This window comes from Paenibacillus aceti (assembly GCF_003614185.1).
Classification (GTDB): Bacteria; Bacillota; Bacilli; order Paenibacillales; family Paenibacillaceae; genus Fontibacillus; species Fontibacillus aceti.
In genome coordinates, this window is the sequence record NZ_KZ987724.1 from 4,484,744 (window position 1) to 4,508,222 (window position 23,479).

Annotated in this window: 19 protein-coding genes, 1 other RNA gene and 1 pseudogene; 16 read left to right on the forward strand and 5 right to left on the reverse strand. The window is 45.1% G+C overall.

Annotated features, from left to right (window positions below; translation table 11 throughout):
• The first annotated feature begins 97 nt into the window (after positions 1–97).
• The 7 genes from rnr (at position 98) to BFJ94_RS20270 (ending at position 7,535) form a co-directional block, all read left to right on the forward strand.
• Complete coding sequence (rnr, locus tag BFJ94_RS20235) at positions 98–2,893, forward strand: ribonuclease R (protein ID WP_120464257.1); 2,796 nt, start codon at positions 98–100, stop codon at positions 2,891–2,893.
• A gap of 607 nt (positions 2,894–3,500) precedes the next feature.
• Positions 3,501–3,980, forward strand: a complete 480-nt coding sequence (gene smpB, locus BFJ94_RS20240) for an SsrA-binding protein SmpB (protein WP_120464258.1) — start codon at positions 3,501–3,503, stop codon at positions 3,978–3,980.
• A gap of 169 nt (positions 3,981–4,149) precedes the next feature.
• Positions 4,150–4,514, forward strand: a transfer-messenger RNA (tmRNA) gene (ssrA, locus tag BFJ94_RS20245).
• A 505-nt stretch (positions 4,515–5,019) separates the two neighbouring features.
• Positions 5,020–5,391 (forward strand): hypothetical protein, encoded by a 372-nt coding sequence (locus tag BFJ94_RS20250; RefSeq protein ID WP_120464259.1) that lies wholly within the window; start codon positions 5,020–5,022, stop codon positions 5,389–5,391.
• A gap of 76 nt (positions 5,392–5,467) precedes the next feature.
• The gene (locus BFJ94_RS20255; protein ID WP_120461597.1) at positions 5,468–6,424 is read left to right on the forward strand and encodes an IS30 family transposase; all 957 of its coding nucleotides are present in this window, start codon (positions 5,468–5,470) and stop codon (positions 6,422–6,424) included.
• Between the two features lie 563 nt (positions 6,425–6,987).
• The gene (locus tag BFJ94_RS20265; RefSeq protein ID WP_120464260.1) at positions 6,988–7,215 is read left to right on the forward strand and encodes a hypothetical protein; all 228 of its coding nucleotides are present in this window, start codon (positions 6,988–6,990) and stop codon (positions 7,213–7,215) included.
• Positions 7,216–7,307: 92 nt separating this feature from the next.
• Positions 7,308–7,535: a hypothetical protein gene (locus BFJ94_RS20270; protein WP_120464261.1), complete on the forward strand. Its 228-nt coding sequence runs from the start codon at positions 7,308–7,310 to the stop codon at positions 7,533–7,535.
• A 141-nt stretch (positions 7,536–7,676) separates the two neighbouring features.
• Here BFJ94_RS20270 and BFJ94_RS20275 read toward each other — a convergent pair whose 3' ends face one another.
• The 5 genes from BFJ94_RS20275 to BFJ94_RS20295 form a co-directional block, all read right to left on the reverse strand.
• Positions 7,677–8,099, reverse strand: a complete 423-nt coding sequence (locus BFJ94_RS20275) for a type II toxin-antitoxin system HicB family antitoxin (RefSeq protein ID WP_120464262.1) — start codon at positions 8,097–8,099, stop codon at positions 7,677–7,679.
• Positions 8,100–8,106: 7 nt separating this feature from the next.
• Positions 8,107–8,325: a type II toxin-antitoxin system HicA family toxin gene (locus tag BFJ94_RS20280; RefSeq protein WP_120464263.1), complete on the reverse strand. Its 219-nt coding sequence runs from the start codon at positions 8,323–8,325 to the stop codon at positions 8,107–8,109.
• A 432-nt stretch (positions 8,326–8,757) separates the two neighbouring features.
• The gene (locus BFJ94_RS20285; RefSeq protein WP_162944348.1) at positions 8,758–9,090 is read right to left on the reverse strand and encodes a DUF779 domain-containing protein; all 333 of its coding nucleotides are present in this window, start codon (positions 9,088–9,090) and stop codon (positions 8,758–8,760) included.
• A 1-nt stretch (position 9,091) separates the two neighbouring features.
• A complete protein-coding gene (exaC, locus tag BFJ94_RS20290) occupies positions 9,092–10,612 on the reverse strand; it encodes an acetaldehyde dehydrogenase ExaC (protein ID WP_120464265.1) in 1,521 nt (506 codons plus the stop codon).
• A gap of 66 nt (positions 10,613–10,678) precedes the next feature.
• A complete protein-coding gene (locus BFJ94_RS20295; protein WP_120464266.1) occupies positions 10,679–11,836 on the reverse strand; it encodes an iron-containing alcohol dehydrogenase in 1,158 nt (385 codons plus the stop codon).
• Positions 11,837–12,256: 420 nt separating this feature from the next.
• Between BFJ94_RS20295 and BFJ94_RS20300 the strand changes: the two genes are divergently transcribed.
• The 9 genes and pseudogenes from BFJ94_RS20300 to BFJ94_RS20335 all read left to right on the forward strand — a co-directional run bounded on the left by BFJ94_RS20300 (position 12,257) and on the right by BFJ94_RS20335 (position 23,463).
• Complete coding sequence (locus tag BFJ94_RS20300; RefSeq protein ID WP_120464267.1) at positions 12,257–13,636, forward strand: YecA family protein; 1,380 nt, start codon at positions 12,257–12,259, stop codon at positions 13,634–13,636.
• 1,024 nt (positions 13,637–14,660) lie between these two features.
• Positions 14,661–14,834, forward strand: coding sequence for a hypothetical protein (locus BFJ94_RS25465; RefSeq protein ID WP_162944349.1), 174 nt, complete (start codon positions 14,661–14,663; stop codon positions 14,832–14,834).
• A gap of 277 nt (positions 14,835–15,111) precedes the next feature.
• On the forward strand, positions 15,112–16,428 hold the full coding sequence (locus BFJ94_RS20305) for a BaiN/RdsA family NAD(P)/FAD-dependent oxidoreductase (protein WP_120464268.1): 1,317 nt from the start codon (positions 15,112–15,114) through the stop codon (positions 16,426–16,428).
• Between the two features lie 32 nt (positions 16,429–16,460).
• Positions 16,461–17,786 carry a BaiN/RdsA family NAD(P)/FAD-dependent oxidoreductase gene (locus BFJ94_RS20310; protein ID WP_120465336.1) on the forward strand — a complete coding sequence of 442 codons (1,326 nt, stop codon included), beginning with the start codon at positions 16,461–16,463 and terminating at the stop codon, positions 17,784–17,786.
• Positions 17,787–18,164: 378 nt separating this feature from the next.
• Positions 18,165–19,005, forward strand: a pseudogene (locus tag BFJ94_RS20315) (sensor domain-containing protein).
• Positions 19,006–19,013: 8 nt separating this feature from the next.
• Complete coding sequence (locus BFJ94_RS20320; RefSeq protein ID WP_205571043.1) at positions 19,014–19,568, forward strand: RQC-minor-1 family DNA-binding protein; 555 nt, start codon at positions 19,014–19,016, stop codon at positions 19,566–19,568.
• Between the two features lie 360 nt (positions 19,569–19,928).
• Positions 19,929–21,464 carry an extracellular solute-binding protein gene (locus tag BFJ94_RS20325; protein ID WP_120464270.1) on the forward strand — a complete coding sequence of 512 codons (1,536 nt, stop codon included), beginning with the start codon at positions 19,929–19,931 and terminating at the stop codon, positions 21,462–21,464.
• Between the two features lie 92 nt (positions 21,465–21,556).
• The gene (locus tag BFJ94_RS20330) at positions 21,557–22,525 is read left to right on the forward strand and encodes an ABC transporter permease (protein WP_229717158.1); all 969 of its coding nucleotides are present in this window, start codon (positions 21,557–21,559) and stop codon (positions 22,523–22,525) included.
• 62 nt (positions 22,526–22,587) lie between these two features.
• Entirely contained in the window at positions 22,588–23,463 is an 876-nt protein-coding gene (locus tag BFJ94_RS20335; RefSeq protein ID WP_120464271.1) for a carbohydrate ABC transporter permease, read from the forward strand.
• Positions 23,464–23,479: the final 16 nt, after the last annotated feature.

Sequence of the window (23,479 nt, forward strand, 5' to 3'; positions counted from 1 at the left end):
TGTAAAGAACGCAATTCGTGTATACTAAAGTATATACCAAAATACTAATACTTACCGGTAAATGGACAGTGGACAGGCCGGCCTGAGGTGGGAGTTTATGATAACAGAAGCAGAACTGCTTGCATTTATGCGTGAACAGGCATATAAACCGATGACATACCAGGAATTAGAGCAATATTTTCAAATATCCGATGCCGCGGAGTTTAAGGAATTTCTCAAGCTGTTGAACCAGTTGGAGCAGGAAGGGACCATCTTATTAACACGCAGCCAGCGCTATGGAGTGCCTGAGCGGATGAACCTGGTTAGGGGTCGCCTGCAGGCACATGCCAAGGGGTTTGCTTTCCTGATTCCTGAGGATCGCGAGCATCCGGATGTATATATTCATGCGAATGATCTGAAGAGTGCCATGAACGGCGATACGGTGCTGGTGAGGATTAATTCCAAGAGCGTCGCCGGCGGCAAGCTGGAGGGCGAAGTGGTTCGCATCGTCAACCGGGCGGTTGTCCAAGTGGTCGGTGTCTTCCAGAGCTTTGAGGCTTATGGATTCGTACTGCCGGATGATAAGCGGATTAATCGTGATATTTTTATTCCGAAGGAGTCTTTTGCCGGGGCAGTTGATGGGGAGAAGGTCGTCGTTCGGATTGTAAACTATCCTGAGGGAAGGTCGTCGGCGGAAGGCGAGATTATTGAAATTCTCGGGCATAAGGACGATCCGGGCGTGGATATTCTCTCGATTATTCGCAAGCATCAGCTTCCAGAAGCGTTTCCTGATGATGTGATGGCAGAGGCGATGGATGCGCCTGATGAGATTGCGGAGGAAGAGATTGGGAAGCAGGGGCGGCGTGATCTGCGCGATAAGGTGATCGTCACGATTGATGGCGAGGATGCGAAGGACCTGGATGATGCGGTCAATGTAGAGCTGCTGCCCAACGGGCATTACAAGCTCGGCGTGCATATTGCCGATGTAGGCTATTATGTCAGGGAAGGCTCCAAGCTGGATCAGGAGGCTTATAATCGCGGCTGTAGCGTCTATCTGGTCGATCGGGTGATTCCAATGTTGCCGCATCGGCTGTCGAATGGAATTTGCTCCCTGAATCCGAAGGTAGACCGCTTCACGCTGTCCTGTGAGATGGAGTTTGATGAGAAGCTGCATGTGGTGAAGCATGATATTTTTACGAGTGTGATCCGTACAACGGAGCGAATGACTTATACGAATGTCCGCAAGATCCTACAGGATGAAGATGTGGAAGTAACCGAGCGTTACAGCGATCTGGTCGATATGTTCAAGACGATGCGGGATCTGGCTATGAAGCTGCGCTCGAAGCGGATGAAGCGCGGAGCGGTTGATTTCGACTTCGAAGAAGCGAAGGTACTCGTAGATGAGAGCGGCAAGGTCACGGATATTGTCAAAAGAGAGCGCTCGATTGCCGAGCAGATCATCGAGGAATTCATGCTGGCGGCGAATGAGACGGTGGCGGAGCATTTCCACTGGCTGAAGGTGCCGTTCATCTATCGGATTCATGAAGATCCCGATCAGGAGAAACTGATGAACTTCATGGCTTTTGCTGCTAATTTCGGTTACACCGTGAAGGGCGGTAAGAGCAATAAGGTGCATCCGCGTGCGTTGCAGACGCTGTTGGAGGATATTCAGGGCACGAAGGAACAGACGGTGATCAGCACGATGATGCTGCGGTCGATGAAGCAGGCGAAGTATGATGCGGAGAGCACGGGGCATTTCGGTCTGGCTGCAGAGTTCTATACACACTTCACCTCGCCGATCCGTCGGTATCCTGACCTGGTGATCCATCGGATTATCCGTGAGGTGATTGAGCATAACGGGGTGCTGCCTGCGGATCGGCAGGAGTATCTGGTGAGTCGCATGAAGGAGATTGCGCAGCAATCGTCTGAGCGTGAGCGAGTAGCGGTGGAAGCGGAGCGGGATACCGAGCAGCTGAAGAAGGCCGAATATATGCTGGACAAGGTCGGCGAGGTATTCACGGGCATGATCAGCAGTGTGACGAGCTTCGGGATGTTCATCGAGCTGGAGAACACGGTTGAGGGCCTGATTCGCTTGAGCGCGATGACCGATGACTATTATCATTTCCATGAGCAGCATATGGCGCTGATTGGGGAGCGGACTTCGCGGATTTTCCGGATCGGCGATGAGGTCGAGATTCGTGTAGCTCGTGTGAATATGGATGATCATACGATCGATTTCGAGCTGGTAGATATGAAGCCGAGGAAGCGCGGAGATTCCTCCTTTGATGGAGGGCCTGATTCGCGCGGTGGATCCAAAGTGGGGAAACGGCGTGGCGAGCGCGGTGGTTCTGGTGAAGGCTCTGGTGGCAGAGCTAAAACTGGCGTTAGTGCTGGTGCTGGAGGTAAGTCAGGTGGCAAGAAGGGGAAACTCGGTAAGGCTGGAAGTAAGAGCGAGCGCAAAGACAAAGCCAAGGGCGGCGGTAAGAGTGGCAAGTCGGGGAAAGGCTCGACGATTCAAGCTGGTGCGGATCAGCCCGTTGTTGGTGAGGATTGGATCGATAGTATACCTGTTGACAACGGTGTGTATAAGGCGAAGCGGGGCAAGCGCGGTAAGAAGGCGGCTGCTGGTGGTGCAGGCGCAGCAGCCGGGATCGCGCTTGGCGGCGAGAGTAGCAAGCGCAGGGGCTCCACCGCGGGCGATGGCGCAGGTGATGCGCCCGCGGTGAGCTTTGGCTTCGGCTCCGGTAAGGGTGGCTATGCCGCCGGGTCGGTTGCCGTCAGCCGCGATGGTGGTAGTTATCGTGGTGGTGAGAAGCGCTCGCGGAAGGACAAGCCTGGAGGCGATGGCTCCCGCAGCAAAGCCAAGTCCGGCGGCAATAGTACCGCAGCCTTCGTACGTAAGAAGAAGAAGTAAGCAGGTTACAGGTTGCTGCTAAGGTTATTAGGTGGAAGTAAAAGGGCAATTTGATAATTAGAGCGGATGGAGCGGGATGCTGCGTTCGCTCTTTTTCAAATGGTTTTATCATAGTTGCAGCTTAAATTGGAGAATTGTCCTCTGTATAGGGACTTTTTGAAGAATTGTCTTTTAAATAGTGGACATTAATGAAGAATTAAAATCAGCAAACGCCAGCTTCATAAACACAAAATGTAGATTATTTTTATGTAATATAACTATATATTGATTATTGTGTCTTGCCCTCAACATATACCTGGTGTCCACCATTTGAAAAACATTTTACCTGATTTGTCCGTGTAGAGGAGACGGAAGGAGGGGATTGTATAGATTAAGCTATATATAGTTTTATATATTTACTGCAAGTGAATAATATATCAGGAAAATGCAGAGCTAAGTATGCTAATTCTATATGTAAAAGGGGATGTATTCTCTGGAAATTCTGATGTTGATTATGCCGTGGGCCATTTGCGAGAGGGTGCAAAATCTTGATTTTAGACTGCAGAATTGTTACAATTAATCTCTAGCGTAATTGCTCAAATCAGTTGAGGGATGAGGAGGAAAGGACATGGGCAAGAAGAATGATGGCAAGGTTTTGGCGCAGAATAAGAAAGCTTCCCATGACTACTTCATCGAGGAGACTTTTGAGGCAGGTATGGTGCTGACGGGTACGGAGATTAAATCAGTCCGCAATGCCCGGGTGAATATTAATGATGCTTTTGCGACGATTCGTAATGGCGAAATTCATATTCATAATATGCATATCAGTCCTTTTGAGCAAGGGAATCGCTTCAATCCAACCGATCCAACCCGTGCACGTAAGCTGCTGATGCATAAGTCGCAGATTCATAAGCTGCTGGGTCTATCCAAGCAAGAAGGCTATTCGATTGTACCGCTGAAGATTTATGTGCGCAACGGATATGCAAAGCTGTTGATCGGGCTGGGTAAAGGGAAGAAGCAATACGACAAGCGTGAGGCCGCTGCTAAGCGTGATGCTCAGCGCGATATCCAGCGTATTTTGCGGGAGAAGCAGAAAGTCGCCAGATAATTGAGAATTCTTTGTGGCGGTGGCATGTGAGCTTTTTCATAATGATGCCTGTTCTTCCTTCAAGTCCATAGTTAAGATGGATGTGAAGTGTGTTATACTTAGTTATGTAAGATGCAAAATGTATTATGCACCTTTGCCGGATACTCTTGAGATCCAGCCTTTCTATTACGGGGGCGTTTATGGATTCGACGGGGGTAGTTCGAGCATGGGTAGCGGGTAGTGGGGACGCGTCCGCTTCATCAACGCTAAAGCCAATTAAACGGCAAACAACAAAACAACTTCGCATTAGCAGCTTAATAACCTGTTAGCGAGCTCCTCCCTTGCATCGCCCATGTGCCAGGATAGGGGCCCAACTTTAGTGGGATACGCTGTCCAGTCTCCGCCTGGGGCTGGCTGAAGAAGACAATCAGGCTGACCTTAGCGATAGCCGGTTACGGGGCGCTTGCTAAGGTGACATCAAAACCGTGACTACACCCGTAGACACCTATGTGGCGTTGCCTTCGGACAGGGGTTCGACTCCCCTCGCCTCCATATGTAGTACCAGTGACGGACACCATGTTGGTGTCCGTTTTTGCTTGCTCGTATTCTAAGGGGTGGGGTAAACCGCTTCGGCTCTAGGGCTTCAGGCTACTCTGACGTCGAATACGACATATTTCTGATGATGTATATGGCGGTACCTCTGTACGTAGCAGTTTTGATGTCAGCCAAGCAACGCCCCATAATCGGCTTTCGCTAGAACCAGACTACTTGTCTTCTCCTGTTTGCCACAGGCGAAGATGGGACAGCATATCCCACTAAAGTGGCTAGAAGTGTGTAGGTGGAAGACAAGAGGCATAAATAGATGTATCATCGTATAGAATGCAAAAAACCCAACTCTGCTAACGAAGCGGAGAAGGGTTTTAATTGAGTGTAGTCAGCTCTGGCTAACGAAGCGGAGAAGACTGCACTTATCCGTATTATTTCTGTATAATTATGATATTATGTATGTGGATGAAAGTCAAGTCGTACGTTCTTATTTTGGTTATTTGAGATGTGTACAATGATTTATAATATCTATTTCGATGAAGCAAATAAAATTGACCAGCCAGGAAAAGCGAATTCCTATTATGGTGCGTATGGCGGTAGTGAACAGACAATGATTGACATAACGCAGACGATACAACGCATGTATGAAGAACTGGGAACCAAGAGTGAATTGCATTTCCGGGAGTACAATCATGACCAGCACTTGAAGAAATACTTCGAGGTTCTTCATTATATTATCAATCAAGATGTGAATATTAACATACTTATTGTCGATAACACAGAGGCTCATAGTATTGCTGAACAGCTAAAATTGACAATGATGGAGCTACGTAATCTTTTCTATATGACGGATTGTAAAATGAAGTGCGACACCTGCTGGAAATAAATAAAAAAGAGCCCATGGCCGGATTCGTGTAGAATGAAAGTTCCTACACCCTACATTCACACAAGGAGAATCCACCATGAACTACACACATCTTAGCATAATCGAGCGCAGCAAGCTAGAAATCCTCCACCAGCAGGGGAAAAGTGCCAGAGCGATTGCCAGAGAGCTCGGCAGACATCATTCCACCATCAGCCGTGAACTGGAGCGTCACGAGGGTCAGGAGACCTATGGTGCACAGCGAGCCCAGGAGAGCTATACCCAGCGTCGTAAAACCTCGGTTCCCGAAGGCAAGTGGACGCCGGAGCTGGCTAGAGTCATCGAAGAGAAGCTTCAGGCCACCTGGTCTCCGGAGCAGATCACACAGCGGTTTCGGCAGGAGAAGCAAGCCATCGTATGCTTTAAAACGATCTATCGCTGGCTGTACGCGGGCCTGTTGTCCAAAGGCATCCTCACCGTTCTCAGACACAAAGGCAAGCGGCAGAAGCCTGCTGAGACGCGTGGCAAGTTTACCGTGGGCAAGTCTATCTCTCAGCGTCCCAAAGAGGTACGGTCTCGGGAAACGTTTGGTCATTGGGAACTCGATACGGTGGTCTCAGGCCGTGGGAAAAGCAAGGGCTGTGTAGCTACGTTCATTGAGCGTAAAACGCGCTTGTACAAAGCCATTCGGATGCCAGACCGCACAGCGTTGTCTATGGAGATCGCTTTTGGTGTAGTTGCTTCTGAGTATCCTATCGGAGCCTTTCAAACCGCTACAGCAGATCGTGGCAAGGAGTTTGCTTGCTACACCAATCTGGAGGCCACCCATAGCATACAGGTGTACTTTGCTGATCCGTATTCCTCCTGGCAACGAGGCTCCAATGAGAACGCCAACGGCCTCTTGCGAGAGTTTTTTCCCAAAGGAACGGACTTCGCTCAAGTTACGGACGAGGCTTTACACCATGCTCTTGATCTGATTAACCACAGACCACGAAAATGTCTGGGATGGAGAACCGCTCGCGAATCTTTTTCAGAGGAACTGTCGCACTTGCCTTGACAATCCGTCATATCAAAATCCCTGAAAGATTATTCTACGGCGTGACACGTCACTTGCAGGGGCCGATAGATGTCAACATTAAGATTGATCGCAATGATGAGTACGATACATTAGGATTGCATTCAAAGATCAAAGAGCAGATGAATGCTCATTCTGTATATCGGAGCAAAAGCTGCAAAATTGCATCTGTTGAGTCGGAAGAATCACATGAGTCCCAGTATTCTGCATTGTAAGTCATCCTTGTCAGCTTCCGACCCTTAATGTAGGTAAGTTTATTTCTAAAGTGTTCGTGCAGAAGGAGATGCAAAGGTTGTGCTTTATGAAAATTCAGTAATAGTAGAGATCGGGTAAGCCCTTGATTAAGCCGACAACGACTAGACAAGCCTAGGGGGATGTGAGAATATTCCAATATGTCTTATATTCTACAGTGAGGGGAATGACTCTGGTTGTCAGCTGAACTTCGCATATAATTGTATACACAAAGAATATATAAAATCATAATATGTGGGATAGAAATAGATCAGATTTAAATAAAAATATAAATGTATCTGAGGGTGATGATTATGTATGACCCGCAATTTAATGAATTAGTTTCCATTACTTCAGATGACCTATTAAACATGGATAATGACGCAGTACTCTTTGTAATAGGCGTGTTAATTGATCTTTCCTGTGATTATAATAATCGAGCTGGATTGCAGAGAGCATACGAATTTATTAAAGAGCTTCGTCTAAGAGAGTTGACTTCTACTCAAAGAGCGATATTAGACTACTTTGAAGCAAATTATTAGGATGGAGTTCGTTATTTTAATTTTTCATATTGATAATTTCCTCATATCGGGCATATAATACAAACAAATGTTCTTGTATGGAGATGATCGATATGTTGAGTGATTTAGAACGGAAGGTTCTTAGGATTCTGTACAACTATTCTACGCAACGACGAATGCCGACCAAGCCAGAGCTAGAGCGCACCACAGGCCGTAAATACTCGGATATTAAGGCTGCATTAGATGTATTAGTCCAGGAAAGGTATATATTTTGGCCAGACAATCCACGACTTGATACCATTGTGATCCTGGAGGGGGGAGCGGGATACATCTATGCCTAAACCTAAGCCGACGATATTGAGCAATCTAGATTATTGGACTAAGTATTAAAGGGGAAGGAATATACAGGAAATAGTGACGCTGAGCTGAACAATCAGCCCAGCGTCTCAACTGGTTTCCATTAGGGAAACTTCAGGCACAGTTTAAATACGTTGATTATCAATTCCGAGGCTTCTTTTTAAACCTTCCTGAAGTACCTGGCTGAAATTTAGATGTTGCCGTTCAGCCTCATCATTTAACCATTTTGGTACTGTAAGAGTTTTTTTTACCGCCTTCGATTCCATAGCATCTCGAACAGTTGGCATATAAACCTGTACCTCGCAAGCTGCCTCTGTTGAATCTGCTTGCTTCAAAATGGAATCGAGTGGTGATGGATCGGGAATAGAGTCTCCATCTTGCTCCAGCACATAGATAAACCCTTCGAGCGCTTCACGCGCTGCTGAGTGCGCTTCTTCTGCCGTTTCTCCAAAAGTATTACAACCGGGGAGATCGGGAAAACGAACGGAAATTCCCTCTTCCGCTGTGTCGAGTAATGCCCAGAAGCGGTAAATGTCCTTCTTGCTCATATATCTATTACCTCCTTAGGGGAGAGCCTTGCGGCTCTACAAACCCTGCTGATTTAAGAATACTCATTTGCGTCTTGGGAGGAAAGCTTTTCTTAGGATGCGGTACCGTGACTTTCCCGGGTTTTGTCGGATGTTTGAAGTAATGATGGCTACCATGCACTCCGATTAAAAACCATCCGTCCTCTTCAAGAAGTTTTATGATTTCTCTTGAATTATATGCTTTCATTACCGTCCTCCTTATATCTCATTATACACGTATAATAAGTACGTGTAAACGTATAAATAATACGTATTATAAAGTTTGGTTTTTTACTACCTTTCCGCCGATTGATAAGAATAACTGGAAATATACCAGACCTTCATTGATACCCACCAGAATCTTGGTTTCTCAACCAAATCTCTGGTGGGTAATCATTGTGTACTTCAAGGGTAGCGATACCCCTCTTGAAGTGCTCCCTGTCAAGTGCCTCATTGACAGAAATAGTTTGCTCCAGAATATTTAAATCAAAGGACATCGTTGAGGCAGTAGAGTTTGCTGATTCTGATAAAGAGACGATTCAGTCAATCATCTATTAAGTGACAAAAAGAATCCCATGGAAAAGCAAATAAATAAGCTTCCCCGTGGGATTTTGTGCAAATTGGTGAATGATCTAGAATTCTATAAATTATTCAATTGTTTAGCGCGAATGACGAAGGATTTATTTTCTGCACTTTCGAGCGAAAATGAATTTCCAATACCGTCTATTACATCAATGACAATTTGTAGGTGTTGCCAGTAGGACGAGTTTGAGTTATGCATATAATACGGTACGTCTAAAACTACTCCTATTTGCTCATCACGGCTGCTAAGGCAGAAGTAACCTGCTGTCATACAGATCGGTGACGTCCCGTCACAGCAACCCTCAGAATGAATAAATACTAGTTGACCGTGCTGCTCCTGCAATTGTTTGATTAAATCCTGCGCTGCTTCTGTTGCAATGACTTTCTCCAACTTAGAAGAACCCCATTGATTCTTTGTTATAACCAACTAAAATACATTTCGTTTGTTGGTAGTGAGAAAGCATCATTAAGTGGTTTTCACGTCCGATACCAGACTGTTTGTAACCACCGAATGCAGCGTGTGCTGGATATTGGTGATATGTGTTAGTCCATACGCGGCCAGCTTGTATAGCGCGACCTGCACGGTAAGCGGTTTCACCATTACGAGACCAAATACCAGCACCTAAGCCGTATAATGTATCATTTCCGATTTCGATTGCTTCGTCGAAATCTTTGAATGTAGTCACAGATAGTACTGGACCAAAGATTTCTTCTTGGAAGATACGCATTTTGTTATGACCTTTGAATATCGTTGGAGCAACATAGTAGCCTTCTGCTTGGTCACCTTCTAAATGGTTTTGGTAGCCGCCAATCAGTAACTCAGCGCCTTCTTCTTTACCGATTTCGATATAAGAAAGGACTTTATCTAATTGTTGTTTAGAGGCTTGTGCACCCATCATTGTTTCTGTGTCTAAAGGGTTACCTATTTTGATAGCTTTAACGCGTTCTAACACTTTTTCTATAAATCTATCATAGATTGATTCATGTATTAGTGCACGAGTAGGACTTGTACATATTTCACCTGAGTTTAGTGCGAATAATACGAAACCTTCAATCGCTTTATCTAAATACTCATCATCTGCATCCATAATATCGGGGAAGAAGATGTTAGGAGATTTACCACCAAGTTCTAATGTTACTGGAATAATATTTTCAGTTGCATATTGCATAATTGAGCGACCTACTGCTGTTGAACCAGTGAATGCAATTTTTGCGATACGTGGGTTTGTTGCAAGTGGTTTCCCAACTTCTAAACCTGTACCTTGTACGATGTTGAGTACACCTTTCGGTAGTAAGTCCTGGATTAATTCGATTAATACACTGATTGAAGCTGGTGTTTGCTCAGCTGGTTTCATTACGATACAATTCCCAGCTGCTAAAGCTGGAGCAATCTTCCACGCAGCCATAAGAAGAGGGAAGTTCCAAGGGATAATTTGGCCAACCACCCCTAATGGCTCGTTAAAGTGATATGCTACTGTATCACCATCGATTTCACTAATACCACCTTCTTGTGCACGAATAACGCCTGCGAAGTAACGGAAGTGATCCACGACTAAAGGAATATCAGCATTTAGTGTTTCACGCACTGCTTTTCCGTTGTCCCAAGTTTCAGCAACAGCAATCATTTCTAGGTTTTCTTCAATGCGATCAGCAATTTTATTTAAAACTTGTGCACGATATGCAACAGTTGTTTTACCCCAAGTATCTTTAGCTGCATGTGCCGCATCAAGCGCTAGTTCCACGTCTTCTGCTGATGAGCGAGGTATAGAAGTGAATACTTTACCAGTTACCGGAGATATTACATCTAAGTATTGCCCCTTTACGGGTGCAACCCACTCTCCACCGATGAAGTTTTGATATTGTTCTTTAAAGTTAACGACAGCACCTGCTGTATTCGGATTATCATAAATCATGACTTCATTCTCCTTGACGTGATTAATTTAGTAAGCTTATAAATTTTTTCACGAAAACGTTATATTCTACATAGCGTTTTTGATAATTTCCATAACCTCTTGTAATTTAGCTTTACGAGGATTTGTTGCTGCAGTAGCATCTTTCATCGCATTTTCAGCTAATGTTTGAATATCTTCCTCTTTAGCACCTAGCTCAGCAAAACCACTTGGAATATTTAAGTCTCTAGCCATTTGTTCGATTTTTGCGATACCTTTTTCAGCCGCTTCACGAGTGCTTAATCCCTCTATGCTTTCACCTAGTGCAACTGCAATATCGGCGAAGCGTTCTTCTTTCGCAATCAAGTTAAACTTACATACATGCGGAAGTAAAATGGCATTACATACTCCGTGTGGGTAGTTATAGAATCCACCGAATTGGTGGGCAATCGCATGAACATAACCTAGTGAAGCATTATTAAACGCCATGCCAGCTAATGATTGCGCAAATACCATTTGTTCACGAGCTTCGATATCTTGTCCGTTCGCTACTGCTTTTGGCAAATATTTTGGAATGATTTTGATTGCTTGAATTGCAAGCGCATCTGTGATTGGTGTTGCAGCTGTTGAAACGTATGCTTCGATAGCATGAGTCAATGCATCTAGTCCAGTCGCAGCTGTTAATGCAGGTGGCATACCTACCATTAATAGGGGATCATTGATAGATAATGTTGGTGTTACATGCTTATCAACGATGGCCATTTTCACTTTACGTTCAGAATTGGTTATGATTGTAAATTTTGTTACTTCACTACCTGTACCAGCTGTTGTGTTGATAGCAATCAGAGGAACCATCGGTTTCTTTGATTTATCTACACCTTCATAATCGTGAATTCTTCCACCATTAGCAGCGACAATTCCTATACCTTTACCAGCATCATGAGAGCTACCTCCACCTAGTGTTACGATGCCATCACATTTCTCAGCAAAGTATGCTTCAAGACCTTCTTCAACGTTTTTATCTGTAGGATTCGGCTCTGCTTTTGGGAAAATCGATACTTCTACGCCAGCCTCACGAATTATACTTGCTATTTTTTCTGAAAGCCCTAAATTATGCAATCCGGCATCAGTTACTAATAATGCTTTCTTAATACCTAGACCAGCTAATCTAGTTCCTACTTCATTAACTGCTCCTGCTCCAAATAAGTTTACTGATGGCATATAAAATGCACTTTGTTGGTTTGTCATGATAAAACTCTCCTTTGTGTTTTCTGAAAGTAGGTAAAATAAAAAAATAGTTTAATAGGTATTAACATATCTATTATGTAAGTGCTTTCATTCCTATAATTATTATATAGCAGTAAATTTTAATTACAACGAATTTAACCTTTCAAATTTAAACGTTCACATAAGTTTAACAATTACTTCCTCTGATCAGCATGGAATATTCGAAGGAACGCACCGAGGAATGATGGCGTGCCGACAATGCGCGGTCCTTACTTGTTCGATGAAACAAATTCGAATTATAATTGAGTAATGGCCAATCAACATGATAATTTCGTTTCAGGTGGCTTTATCGTTGAAGTTGGGATGAGTGTGTCAGGCCATAGCGGAGATTCTTCTAATGAGAATGGTATGTTCTGATATGGAAGGAAGAGTGAATGGAACATGATAGGAAGAAACGACCCGTGTCCTTGCGGTAGCGGGAAAAAGTATAAGCAATGCTGTTTGGCGAAACAATCGGAAGTACAGGCGGGACAGGTGAAGGAAAGGCATTTTTTCGATCGGAAGTATAAGCTGACAATGGAGCTTTATTCCTTTTTGGCTCAGAAGCATGGTGGGGAGTGGGCATTCGATCGTCAGAAATATAGACCCTTTGATTCTTCATTAGGTATAGCGAGAGAAGGGTACGGCAACATGTGGGCATTCTTCTTTCGTGTGTATGATAACGGTATGCGCGGAATCGACTGGTTTCTGGAAGAGCGGGGCAAGAGGTATTCCGGAGAAGACCGGGAGATGCTTGAAAGATGGAGAATAATGAAGATTTCGTGCTTTCAGTTGGTTGACCAATATGAACAAGGTACGGTTATCGAGGACATATGGTCTGGTGAACGGTTTCGTATGCCTTACTGTGAAACCATGATGGAGGAGCTGCCTCCTTGGTCTACAGCTGTCGGTATGATTGAGCCGTATGCTGAGGATTGGTGCATTCACGGGGCTATGACGTGGGATCACCCGGAAATAAAATCAGTGGTGATGACCCGGGTACAGGAGCTGCAAGAAGAAAAGGCACGAACTTCCGGCAGGAAGCTATCATCTACCGAAATACTAATCGAGAATTACCCGGAGATAATCAATTTGAGCCACAGCGATAATCTTAGAAAGAGTAAGCTTGTTAAGGATCATGAGAGTACGAAAGAACTGATTTATGTGACTTACAGGTATAATTGTGAAGATCCCGAGCTGTTGGTAGATATGTTATTGGATAGAGAGGATGAATATATTCTGATGCCTGGTACGGATCCGGCAGAGAGTAAACTCGTGATAAGCCGGGTAGAAAAGCTGGACGGTTTATTCAATACGATTCCAGCAGACTGTAGGAAACGACTTATGTTGGATGAGATCGATATCTCGTACGATCTGGGCAATATTGTGATCGACAATCAAGAGGTAACGGTTAGCGGTTGGTGGAGCGACGAGATGGAGTCCACACTGAAGCTGCTCGAATCTGATATAGCCTCAGCCGTGGGTCTGTCCCAAGTCGATGAACAAAGGGAGGCACACCAAGTGCCCCAGAATATCGTGTTTAAAAAAAGTAATATCATTACTGAAAAGCCTCTTTCAGAGCAAGAGATTACTGCTTATGGCAATCTTCCACATCTGTTGCAAGGGTTTCGCGATGAACGGGAGAAGCGGCCTGAGGAGAGTGCTGAGACGCTTATGAGAAGCAGGGAATATAAACAATACCGGATGAATCCAACAGTAGCGAATCTGAGTCTCTTGCGCATAGCCTTGGGGATGCCGGAAAGTCCATTTTCCCGGCGATGAGACCTGTGTGTGTCGGGTATTGCAGCCTAGGATAATGATGAATGGAATACAGAATGGGCCAGCCAATATTAACTAAAATACTGCTTCAATCCTCCTGCACCTTGAGCTGTCCAGAACCATACTATTTAAAAGTAATTACACAAATAGTATGGCAATATTTTGAATGCTTATTATGTGTTATGGGTTCTATTATTTGCTGGATATAAAATTATACTTGTACTTTTATGTATGGCGATTGTTCCCGTTTTGGCGAGAAATAACGTTAATCAGAGGAGTGATGTGATCGCAATGCTCTAGCGGTCAAAAATGTCCGTTAGAGCATGAAAACAACACCTACGCTCCTCCAACGGACACTTTTGACCGTTAGAAGCGCAAAATGCAATTTTTCGCGACAATTTCCCTTGTAACGGACATAATTGTCCGTTACAAGGGCTAGGTGCCACAGAATTAACGCTAACGGACAATAATGTCCGAGTGATCGGACCAGAACATGGGGATGTTCACATTTCTGGGCACGCAAAAGTAGACATTAACAATAACGATTATCAATATATAAATAAAAGTGGGAGATGCTCGCAGATTAAGTATGCGAAACTGGGAAAGGTAGCAATTGTTCAGGGGAAGTAACATTCACATCTTTCAATGCAGAATCTTAACTGTATTTGTGTACACTGTGGTATTCAAATAAAAGTGCTTTTTTTATTTCTCAAAGGCGATGATAGATAAAGACCTTAGCAAGGAAAGTGTTAAGCCATTATCTTCGAAAACTGGATTTGTTGTAATGAAAGTCCCTGACACAGTAGCTGAATCAGAAGATGGTTTGATTCTAAGACTGGAAAAAGATGAGGACAAGGTCACTATTAATTTGAGATAGCTGAAGTTGCCACTAGTATGAAAAGAAACCGCAAGCCTTAGGGATTTCTCCCCAGGGTTTGCGGTTTTTGAGTTTCATCGCTTCAAAGAAACTAATATACATCTCCTTTTCGCTAGTAGATCTATCTATGCTAAGGTAGGGGGACTCAAGATGTTTTCAAATCGAGAACAGCTCCAAGAAATTTTGAGAAAAGCGAATCAATATGCACGGAAGCAAGCGAGGGAGTCGGGTGCATCCATTTATTATATGAAGAATAACAAACGAGTTCGTGAAGATGGTGAAGGAAACAAGTTCGAGATCATTTATGATGCCGCCGGAAAGTGACATGAGTTTGAGTATCATGAGTGACACCAAACCGACCATGACGGTATACAGGGGTTTTCGACTCCCCTCTCCTCCACCATGCAAATCCATAATCGCACGAGGTTGTGGTTTTTTTATATTTGGGGTATTACTGTAATGAGACGTGATGTCAGGAGTATTCTATCGGGATTATGCGGTGCATACTCCTATGCTATAATTGAATATAGCGCAGTTTCATTCAGAAAAATTCACATTTCCTATATATAAATCTATTGGACAAGGGGTGCATTGACCAACCATGCACGATTATCAGACTTTCTTGCACCACAAGTTGATTATTATCGGTGCAGGCGCATCAGGACTCATGGCTGCCGTTACAGCACGGGATTTGGGTATCGATACCGCCATTCTAGAGGGTAACGACCGGATTGGGAAAAAAATCGCAATGACAGGTGACGGTCGTTGCAATATTACGAACGATTCCACTATGACGGGTACGGACGACGAAGTGGTGGCCTTATCGCGCAAGTACCATAGCAGTCAGGCTGAATTTCCGTTGCCTGTGTTGCAGCAATTCGGCATCCGTCAAACCATTGATTTTTTCAATATGCTTGGATTGCCGCTTACGAAATTGAAAGAGGGCTTAATGTATCCGATGTCGCTGCAGGCTGCATCCGTGTTGGATATTTTTGAGCTTGCTCTGGAGGAACGGAACGTTCCGGTGTATCTTAACAACAAGGTGCTGGATGTTACCGTATCGACGGATCATCCGCGATTCAAGATTACATGCCGCAACGAGACAGATGAGCAGCAGATTGTCTATACCAGCGAATATCTGTTTATATGTACGGGTGGCCTGACTGGCCAGAATGCGGGGACGGATGGGTCTGGGTATGTGCTTGCTCAAAACATGGGGCATGCGATGGTCGAACCTGTGCCGGCAATAGTGCAATTAAAGGTGCAATACCCATATATGAAGGCTCTATCCGGCATCAAACTTCAGGGACGGGCCCACATCCTTGTAAACGGCGAGATCGTTCGCAGCGAAACCGGTGAAATTCATTTCGCCGATTACGGCTTTTCCGGCCCACCGATTCTTCAACTCAGTCGGATAGCCGCCGTTCATCTCTCGAGAGGGGATTCCGTGACTTTATCCATCGATTTGATGCCGAACCGCACGAAGGAGGAGGTTATCGAATTCCTGGAGATGAACTGGGGAACATTCGCACACCGACCGGTTGCGGAATCCTTCATCGGTTTTTTACACAAGAAGCTGATCCCTGTCATGCTGAAGGAAGCGAGAATCGATCAAGAGCCAAACCTACTTTGCCAGGATCTCTCGTGGAAAACGAAAGGGGTCTTTTATAAAATATTGAAGCGTTGGGACTTTAAAGTAACAGATACCCATAGCTTCGAGAAGGCACAAGCGACAGCCGGTGGCATCGTTACAAAAGATCTCTTCGCGGACACGTTAGAATCCAAGCTCGTGCCTGGGCTCTATTTCGCTGGCGAGGTGATGGATGTCGACGGCGAGTTCGGCGGCTACAACCTGCAATGGGCCTGGAGTTCCGGCTATGCGGCCGCGATGGCGTTAGGGAAACATATTTTCAAATGAAGCCATTAGAAAAAGGAATGAACTCAACACATATGTATAAATCGAAATCTACAATGCACCACGAGCTGTTCATTATCGGTGCAGGTGCTTCTGGTCTTATGGCGGCCGTTACCGCGCGAGACCGAGGGGTCGATGTCGCGATCATTGAAGGCAACGACCGGGTAGGCAAGAAGGTACTAACGACCGGCAACGGTCGCTGTAACATTACGAACCAATCCACGGCGAAGGGGACGGACGAAGCGGTCGCACTATCGCATAAATATCACAGCAATCAAATGGAATTCCCGCTGCCTGTGCTGCAGCAATTCGGCGTCCGGCAAACCGTCGATTTCTTCAACGCACTCGGCCTTCCGTTGATCGCCGTGGAGAATGGCCGGATGTATCCGATGTCGCTGCAGGCAGCATCTGTATTGGAGGTTTTCCGGATTGCGCTAGAGGATCGGTATGTTCCGATACACTTCAAAACCAAAGTATTGGACGTTACCGTATCGAAGGGACATCCGCGATTCACAATTTTGTGTCAAACGGAAGCAGAGGGAGAGGTCGTGTATACCAGTGATTATCTCTTTATCTGTACGGGCGGCCTTACCGCACCAAAGACAGGAACGGATGGATCTGGTTATACGCTTGCCCAGCGACTGGGACACACACTGATCGATCCTGTACCTGGGATCGTACAATTGAAGCTGCAATATCCGAACCTAAAGGAGTTGTCCGGCGTCAAATTCGAGGGATTGGGCCATATCATCGTCAACGGCGAAGTTATCCGCAGCGAATATGGGGAAATCCTGTTTACAGACTACGGCGTCTCCGGCCCACCGATTCTCCAGCTAAGCCGGAAGGCTGCGTATCAGCTCAAAAGAGGAGAAACAGTAACCTTATCGCTTGATTTGATGCCAGACCGCACGGAGGAAGAAGTCGTCGATTTTCTGGATACGCATTGGGGAACGTTCGGATACCGGACGGTTGCAGCTTCCTTGATCGGTATCTTTAACAAGAAGCTGATCCCTATTCTGTTGAAAGAGGCGGGGATCGACCAAGAGCCGAACCTCCTATGTCAGGATTTATCGTGGAAAACCAAGAAAATATTGTGCCAACTCATAAAGCGTTGGAAATTTATCGTAACTGATACCAATGGCTTCACGAATGCACAAACGACGGCCGGCGGGATCGATACAACAGAGTTAAGAGAAGGAACGCTAGAATCGAAGCTAGTACCTGGACTTTATTTTGCCGGTGAAGTGATGGATGTGGATGGAGATTGCGGTGGCTATAACCTGCAATGGGCCTGGAGCTCCGGCTATTCCGCCGCGACGGCACTTGCTGATCAACTTACAGGCATCATGGAAAAAGATTGATAGTTGTTTTGCTCCCCGCACGCAGGGAACACACACCGGTGAATTGTGGATTTGTACAGCCACGGTTTGCCTCCATTTAAAGAACCCGCTCAGTAAGCGGGTTTTTGCTTTGATGGGGGAGGACAAGTGGACGAAATGTAGACATATTGATCTTAAACATATTCGAGATCATTCAATAAATCATCAAATCATCAAATAATCAATCAGGACACCTTAGAAAATAGAAATATACTAATTAAAAGAAAGAGTTAGTGAATCTCCAATCCTAGCCTAAAGTCTAGTTTCAGATACCACCTAAGACGGTTATGTCAGCCGAATAGGGCGGATATAATGGGTTTATAACTCAGAGCGGACTATGAGTCAAAGGAGTGTTTGAATATGAAGGCAACAGAAGCGACTGCACCGGCGCAGACAGGTAAGGTAAGATGGGTGCTTTTTAATCCCAAAACCTATGCAACGATCCTCTATTTACTGCTATCACTCCCGTTAGGGATTCTCTATTTTACAGTGGCGATAACGGGAATTGCACTATCCATCGGTTTAACTCCAATATTTATCGGAATTCCGCTGTTTTTTGGAGTAGCGAAGCTGTTAAATGGGATCGTGAAATTTGAGCAAAACATGATTAGACAAATTTTAGGTTTACCTACTCCTCCTGTTTCGTATAACCAGAACCAACAGTCTGATGCTGAGCAGAACTGGTTGAAGCGAATGATGAAAAATTTTGACGGAGGGTTATTCATTCGAAACTTGATGCTCGTATTACTGAGATTTGTAACAGGCATCGTATTCTTTATTATTATGGTAACGGCGATTTCACTAGGTCTAGGATTGATTGCTCTCCCAGTCGTGCATATCATTTTGATGAATGAAATGCAGCTAGATATATTAGAGAATAGCTTGTTTGGTTATTTCCATATAGATTGGACCTATAATCAGCAATATCTGTTTTACGTAGGAGCTGGCGTTATACTTTTTTGGGTCGCGCTTCGCATTGTGAATGGACTCATGCAAATTCAGCGTAGAATCATGTATGTGGATGAGCCGTATCAGCCGTCAGTGCCCATGGAAACACAAATACATGCAACGGTTCAGCCGCAATATTATGGCTATCAAGAGGATCAGTCTACGCAAGGGATGATACAGTCCAGTCTATAGGGAGCTTAACGAAATTCGTCTGACAGGTTTAAAATATATCTGGAACAGCCCGACCGTGTGAGGCCGGGCTTGGGTCTATGTACGCTCATCATGGACATACTTGAAAATGATTGGGTTCCGATTGAAAATGAAAGGGGAAGCTTCGAATACATGAAAAGGAGAATAAAGCCATTGCCCGATGATGAACTGAGGGCTATTCTGCGAGCGGCAGACGATATCATTGCCGAAGGTGGGAGGACACTTCTCACAAAAATTTTGAAAGGTTCAAAGGAACGGAAGCTATTAGAGCTTGGACTTGATCACAATCCTTCTTATGGCTTTTATAGGCACCTTACATTGGATCAGATTACGGAGAAAGTGGATCATATGATTCAATCAGGTTTTCTGAAGACGGAGGGGAACTGGAAATTCCCCACAATTATTTTTACTCCGCTTGGTTGGGTAATCGAAAAAGATAGGCGTGCTGAAGAGTTTGTGCAAGAATGGGATCGCTGGCTGGATAATAACGTGACTCCGCTTAATATGGAATATTTGAAGGATCGAAACCGCGCTATGATCTTCTTGTTCCTGTATAAAATTTTGTGCTCTCGGGATAATCGGTATATTCCTTTTTTAGCTTTGTGATTATAAAAAAGTGCAGGCTGAAATTCGAAGTGTTATTCAAGCCTTGCAAAAGAGTGAAGACACCGATCAGGTGTCTTTTTGATTCACACAGCTTTATCGATGCCCTAAACCCTTATGACATAAGGAGTTATGGCGATGTGTATCATTTTTTGCAGATATGTAAGGGCTTGCAAAATATGAGCATTAAAAAGTGAACGTTTTCAGTCCATTGTGTTGCTGGGTATGATGTGGAAAAGGGAGGTGCTTGGCTAGGCAGGCAATGAACAAGCAGCACATAGCTAGGCCGTTTTAGAGTATGGGGTTTTGTTATCCGAACTACATTTGAATCAAAGAGAACAAATCAATGGGGAGGTTGTATTCATGAAGAAAATTATGGCCCTGCTGCTCGCAGGTACCATGGCGATGGGGTTGTTGTCCGCATGCGGTTCAGGTTCTGGCAACTCCGAAGCTCAAGGTAACAAATCAGGCAACTCGACAACTCCAGAAAAGAAATACTCTGTAAGCGCGATGAACATCTTGTTTGGTGCAGCACCGCCGACTACGAATAGTTCAGGGATTAAAGCGATTGAAGAACGTTATAACATCGAATATAAATATATTCCGGTTGCGGCTGGCGACTATAACAATAAGATAGGCGTAACGGTTGCTTCTGGCGATATGCCAGATCTTATGCTTCTGGAAGATACTTCACCAAGCTATTTTAACTGGGTGCAGAACGGCATGTTCCTTCCAATAGAAGACTATATCAAGGATTACCCGAATCTCAGCAAGGTTCCACAGAGTGTATGGGAAACGCTTACAACAGACGGACACATCTATGGTATTCCGCGGCTCAGAGGGATTCCGTTCCATACAATGGCCATCCGTCAGGACTGGTTGGATAAGCTGGAACTTCAGATGCCAACGAACTACGATGAGCTTTACAACGTCATGAAAGCGTTCACAGAGAATGATCCGGACGGTAACGGCAAGAAGGATACGTATGGGTACGCGCTCGATGGTGACTTTAGTGGTGCGAATGGCTTGTTCGGGCCGAACCGTGCGCTTCGTACAGGCTGGTATGAAGACGGCAACGGTGGTATTCAGCACGGCTACCTGATGCCAAATGCCAAGACTTCGATTGAGTTTATGATGAAGGCCTATCAGGATGGATTAGTAAGCTCTGACTACACGATCAAGAAAGGGGCTCAAGCGGAAGAAGACTTCCTGACAGGCAAAGCTGGTATTATTGGTAACTGGGCGTATACCGCATTTTCTAAGGCTCGTATGGATAAGGCACTGGCTGTAAATCCAGACTTCAAGGTGGCACCAGTTCCTCCATTAACAGCTGCGGATGGATATAAAGGAAATGGTATGGCGGAAGGCTATTATGGATTCTTCGTTATGCCAGTCACACTGGGCAAAGAGGAAGATAAGGTTAAAAAGTTGTTAAGCATCCTGGATGACATGATGGGCGAAGAGGGCGCTAGTTTTATGCAATGGGGTATCGAGGGAGAGCATTATACGGTTGAAAATGGTGTGAATGTACTGACAGATAAAGGTTCCTCCGAAGGAACAGGTAAGTACTTGCTTACGAACCATGCGGCTGAAGGGGATTGGATCTTTACCCCGGACGACACTGAATTAACAAAGAGCTTGAAGGAGCAAGCATACAAGGTGGCTATGGAGGGTGAGCCGTATCTAGACATGTCTGTAGGCCTCTATTCACCAGCAAACGCAGAGAAGGGCACGGAGCTTCGCCAATATCTATTGGATGAAGTGAACAAGATTGTAATGGGTCAACGTCCGCTTGATGATTATGACAGTATCATTCAAGAATGGAAGAATCGCGGCGGTGAGCAGATCATTCAAGAGATGAATGAGGCGTACAAGAAGCGTCTTGAGCAGCAAAAATAATTGATTCCAAGTCATGGCCCTGGCCTTACCTGGTTAAGGCTGGGGCACATGTCTATGCACCGAGTGGGAAGTACTTAATGGAGGTGGAAGAGATGTCCGTTGAAGCAGCAACCTCTGTGCCTGTTCCGGCGAATAAGCAGAAAAAGCCAAAGAGCGGCATGAGTCGGATCTGGCAAACTTTTTGGAACGAGAAATATCTCTGGTTGATGGCACTGCCGGGAATCCTGTATTTTGTCATCTATAAATATTTACCGATGTTAGGCATAGTTATCGCTTTTAAAGATTACAACCTTATGCTTGGCATCTGGGACAGCAAGTGGGCTGGCCTGAAGCATTTTTACCGTATTTTTGAAAATCCAGATATCTGGCGTATCTTTATCAATACGTTGATTATTAGCTCTTATCAGATTGTATTCGCTTTTACGATTCCGATTGTGCTGGCGATCATGATTTATGAAGTATCGAGGAACACATATCGGCGCATCCTGCAAACTGTATTCTATATGCCTCACTTCTTATCATGGGTTGTGGTGGCAGGGATCTTCTATCTGATCTTCCGTAGTGACGGCGCGATGAATTCGATGCTGGCGGATCTGGGACTTGGCCAGATCAACATCCTGTCGAATCCTGAAAACTTCCGAATCATGCTCGTGCTTCAGGTAATCTGGAAGGAAGCTGGCTGGGGGACCATTATTTATCTCGCGGCATTGTCCAGTATTAATCCATCGTTGTTTGAAGCAGCGAGGATCGATGGAGCCTCTCGTTTTCGCCAAATTTGGCATATAACACTTCCAGGCATCCGCAGTACGATTATCGTTCTCTTTATCCTTCGCTTAGGCAGCGTGCTGGATGTTGGATTCGAGCAGGTGTTCTTGATGCTGAATTCTTCGGTCCGAGAGGTAGGCGAAGTCATAGAAACCTATGTGTATCAGGTAGGGGTTGTGAATAGTAACTTCAGTTTCTCCACGGCGGTTGGCTTAATGAAGGGTCTCATTGGTCTTGTGCTCATATTCGGGGCGAATAAGCTGGCCAAGCGTGTGGGTGAACGTGGTGTATTCTAGGCTTCGAGAAGCGGAATTTCCCCACATCTGTATGCAAAGGCACCATGAAAGGAGCGATTGAGATGATGAAACGGGCAACGATAGGGGATCGTTGGTTCAACGTAATCAACGGCACTTTACTTATATTGTTTGCACTTGTGACGATACTGCCGATCATTCACGTATTCGCGATGTCCTTCGCGACAGTGGAGGAGACATTGTCGGGTAAGTTCATTCTATGGCCATCCGAATGGACGACGGAGGCATATAAATATATTTTTGATACAGGCGTTTTCTTCTTATCGTTAAAAAATACGGTATGGATTACAGTAGTCGGTACCGTAATTAATGTTATTGTTACAGCATTGCTTGCGTATGTTTGTTCGCGGCAGCAATTCAGCGCCCGTCGCGTCGTGATGTTCTTAGTTCTGTTCACGATGCTGTTCGGCGGAGGGATGATTCCTACTTACCTCGTCGTAAAAGGAACAGGACTTATCAACTCACTATGGGCATTGATTCTGCCCGGTGCAGTCTCCGCCTTTAATATGCTTGTCATGCGCGACTTCTTTGAATCACTGCCTGAAGAACTGATAGAGGCATCCCGCATTGATGGCTGCGGCGATTTGCGCATCTTGTGGCGTATTGTCATGCCACTCTCGCTTCCAATCCTGGCGACATTCACGCTGTTCTATGCGGTAGGGAACTGGAACCAGTACTTCTCCGCGATTCTGTATCTCAATGATCCAGACAAGTGGCCGCTCCAAATTTTGCTACGTCAGGTCGTACTGGTCGGACAGGCGGACATCTATTCCAATCTAGACCCAACGGTACCTATTCCACCGTCTTTATCGATTCAGATGGCAACGGTGGTACTGGCTTCCTTCCCGATCGTGGTGCTGTATCCATTTTTGCAGCGATATTTTGTTCAAGGGCTGACGCTAGGTGGCGTTAAAGGTTAAAGGGTAAAATAGTAAA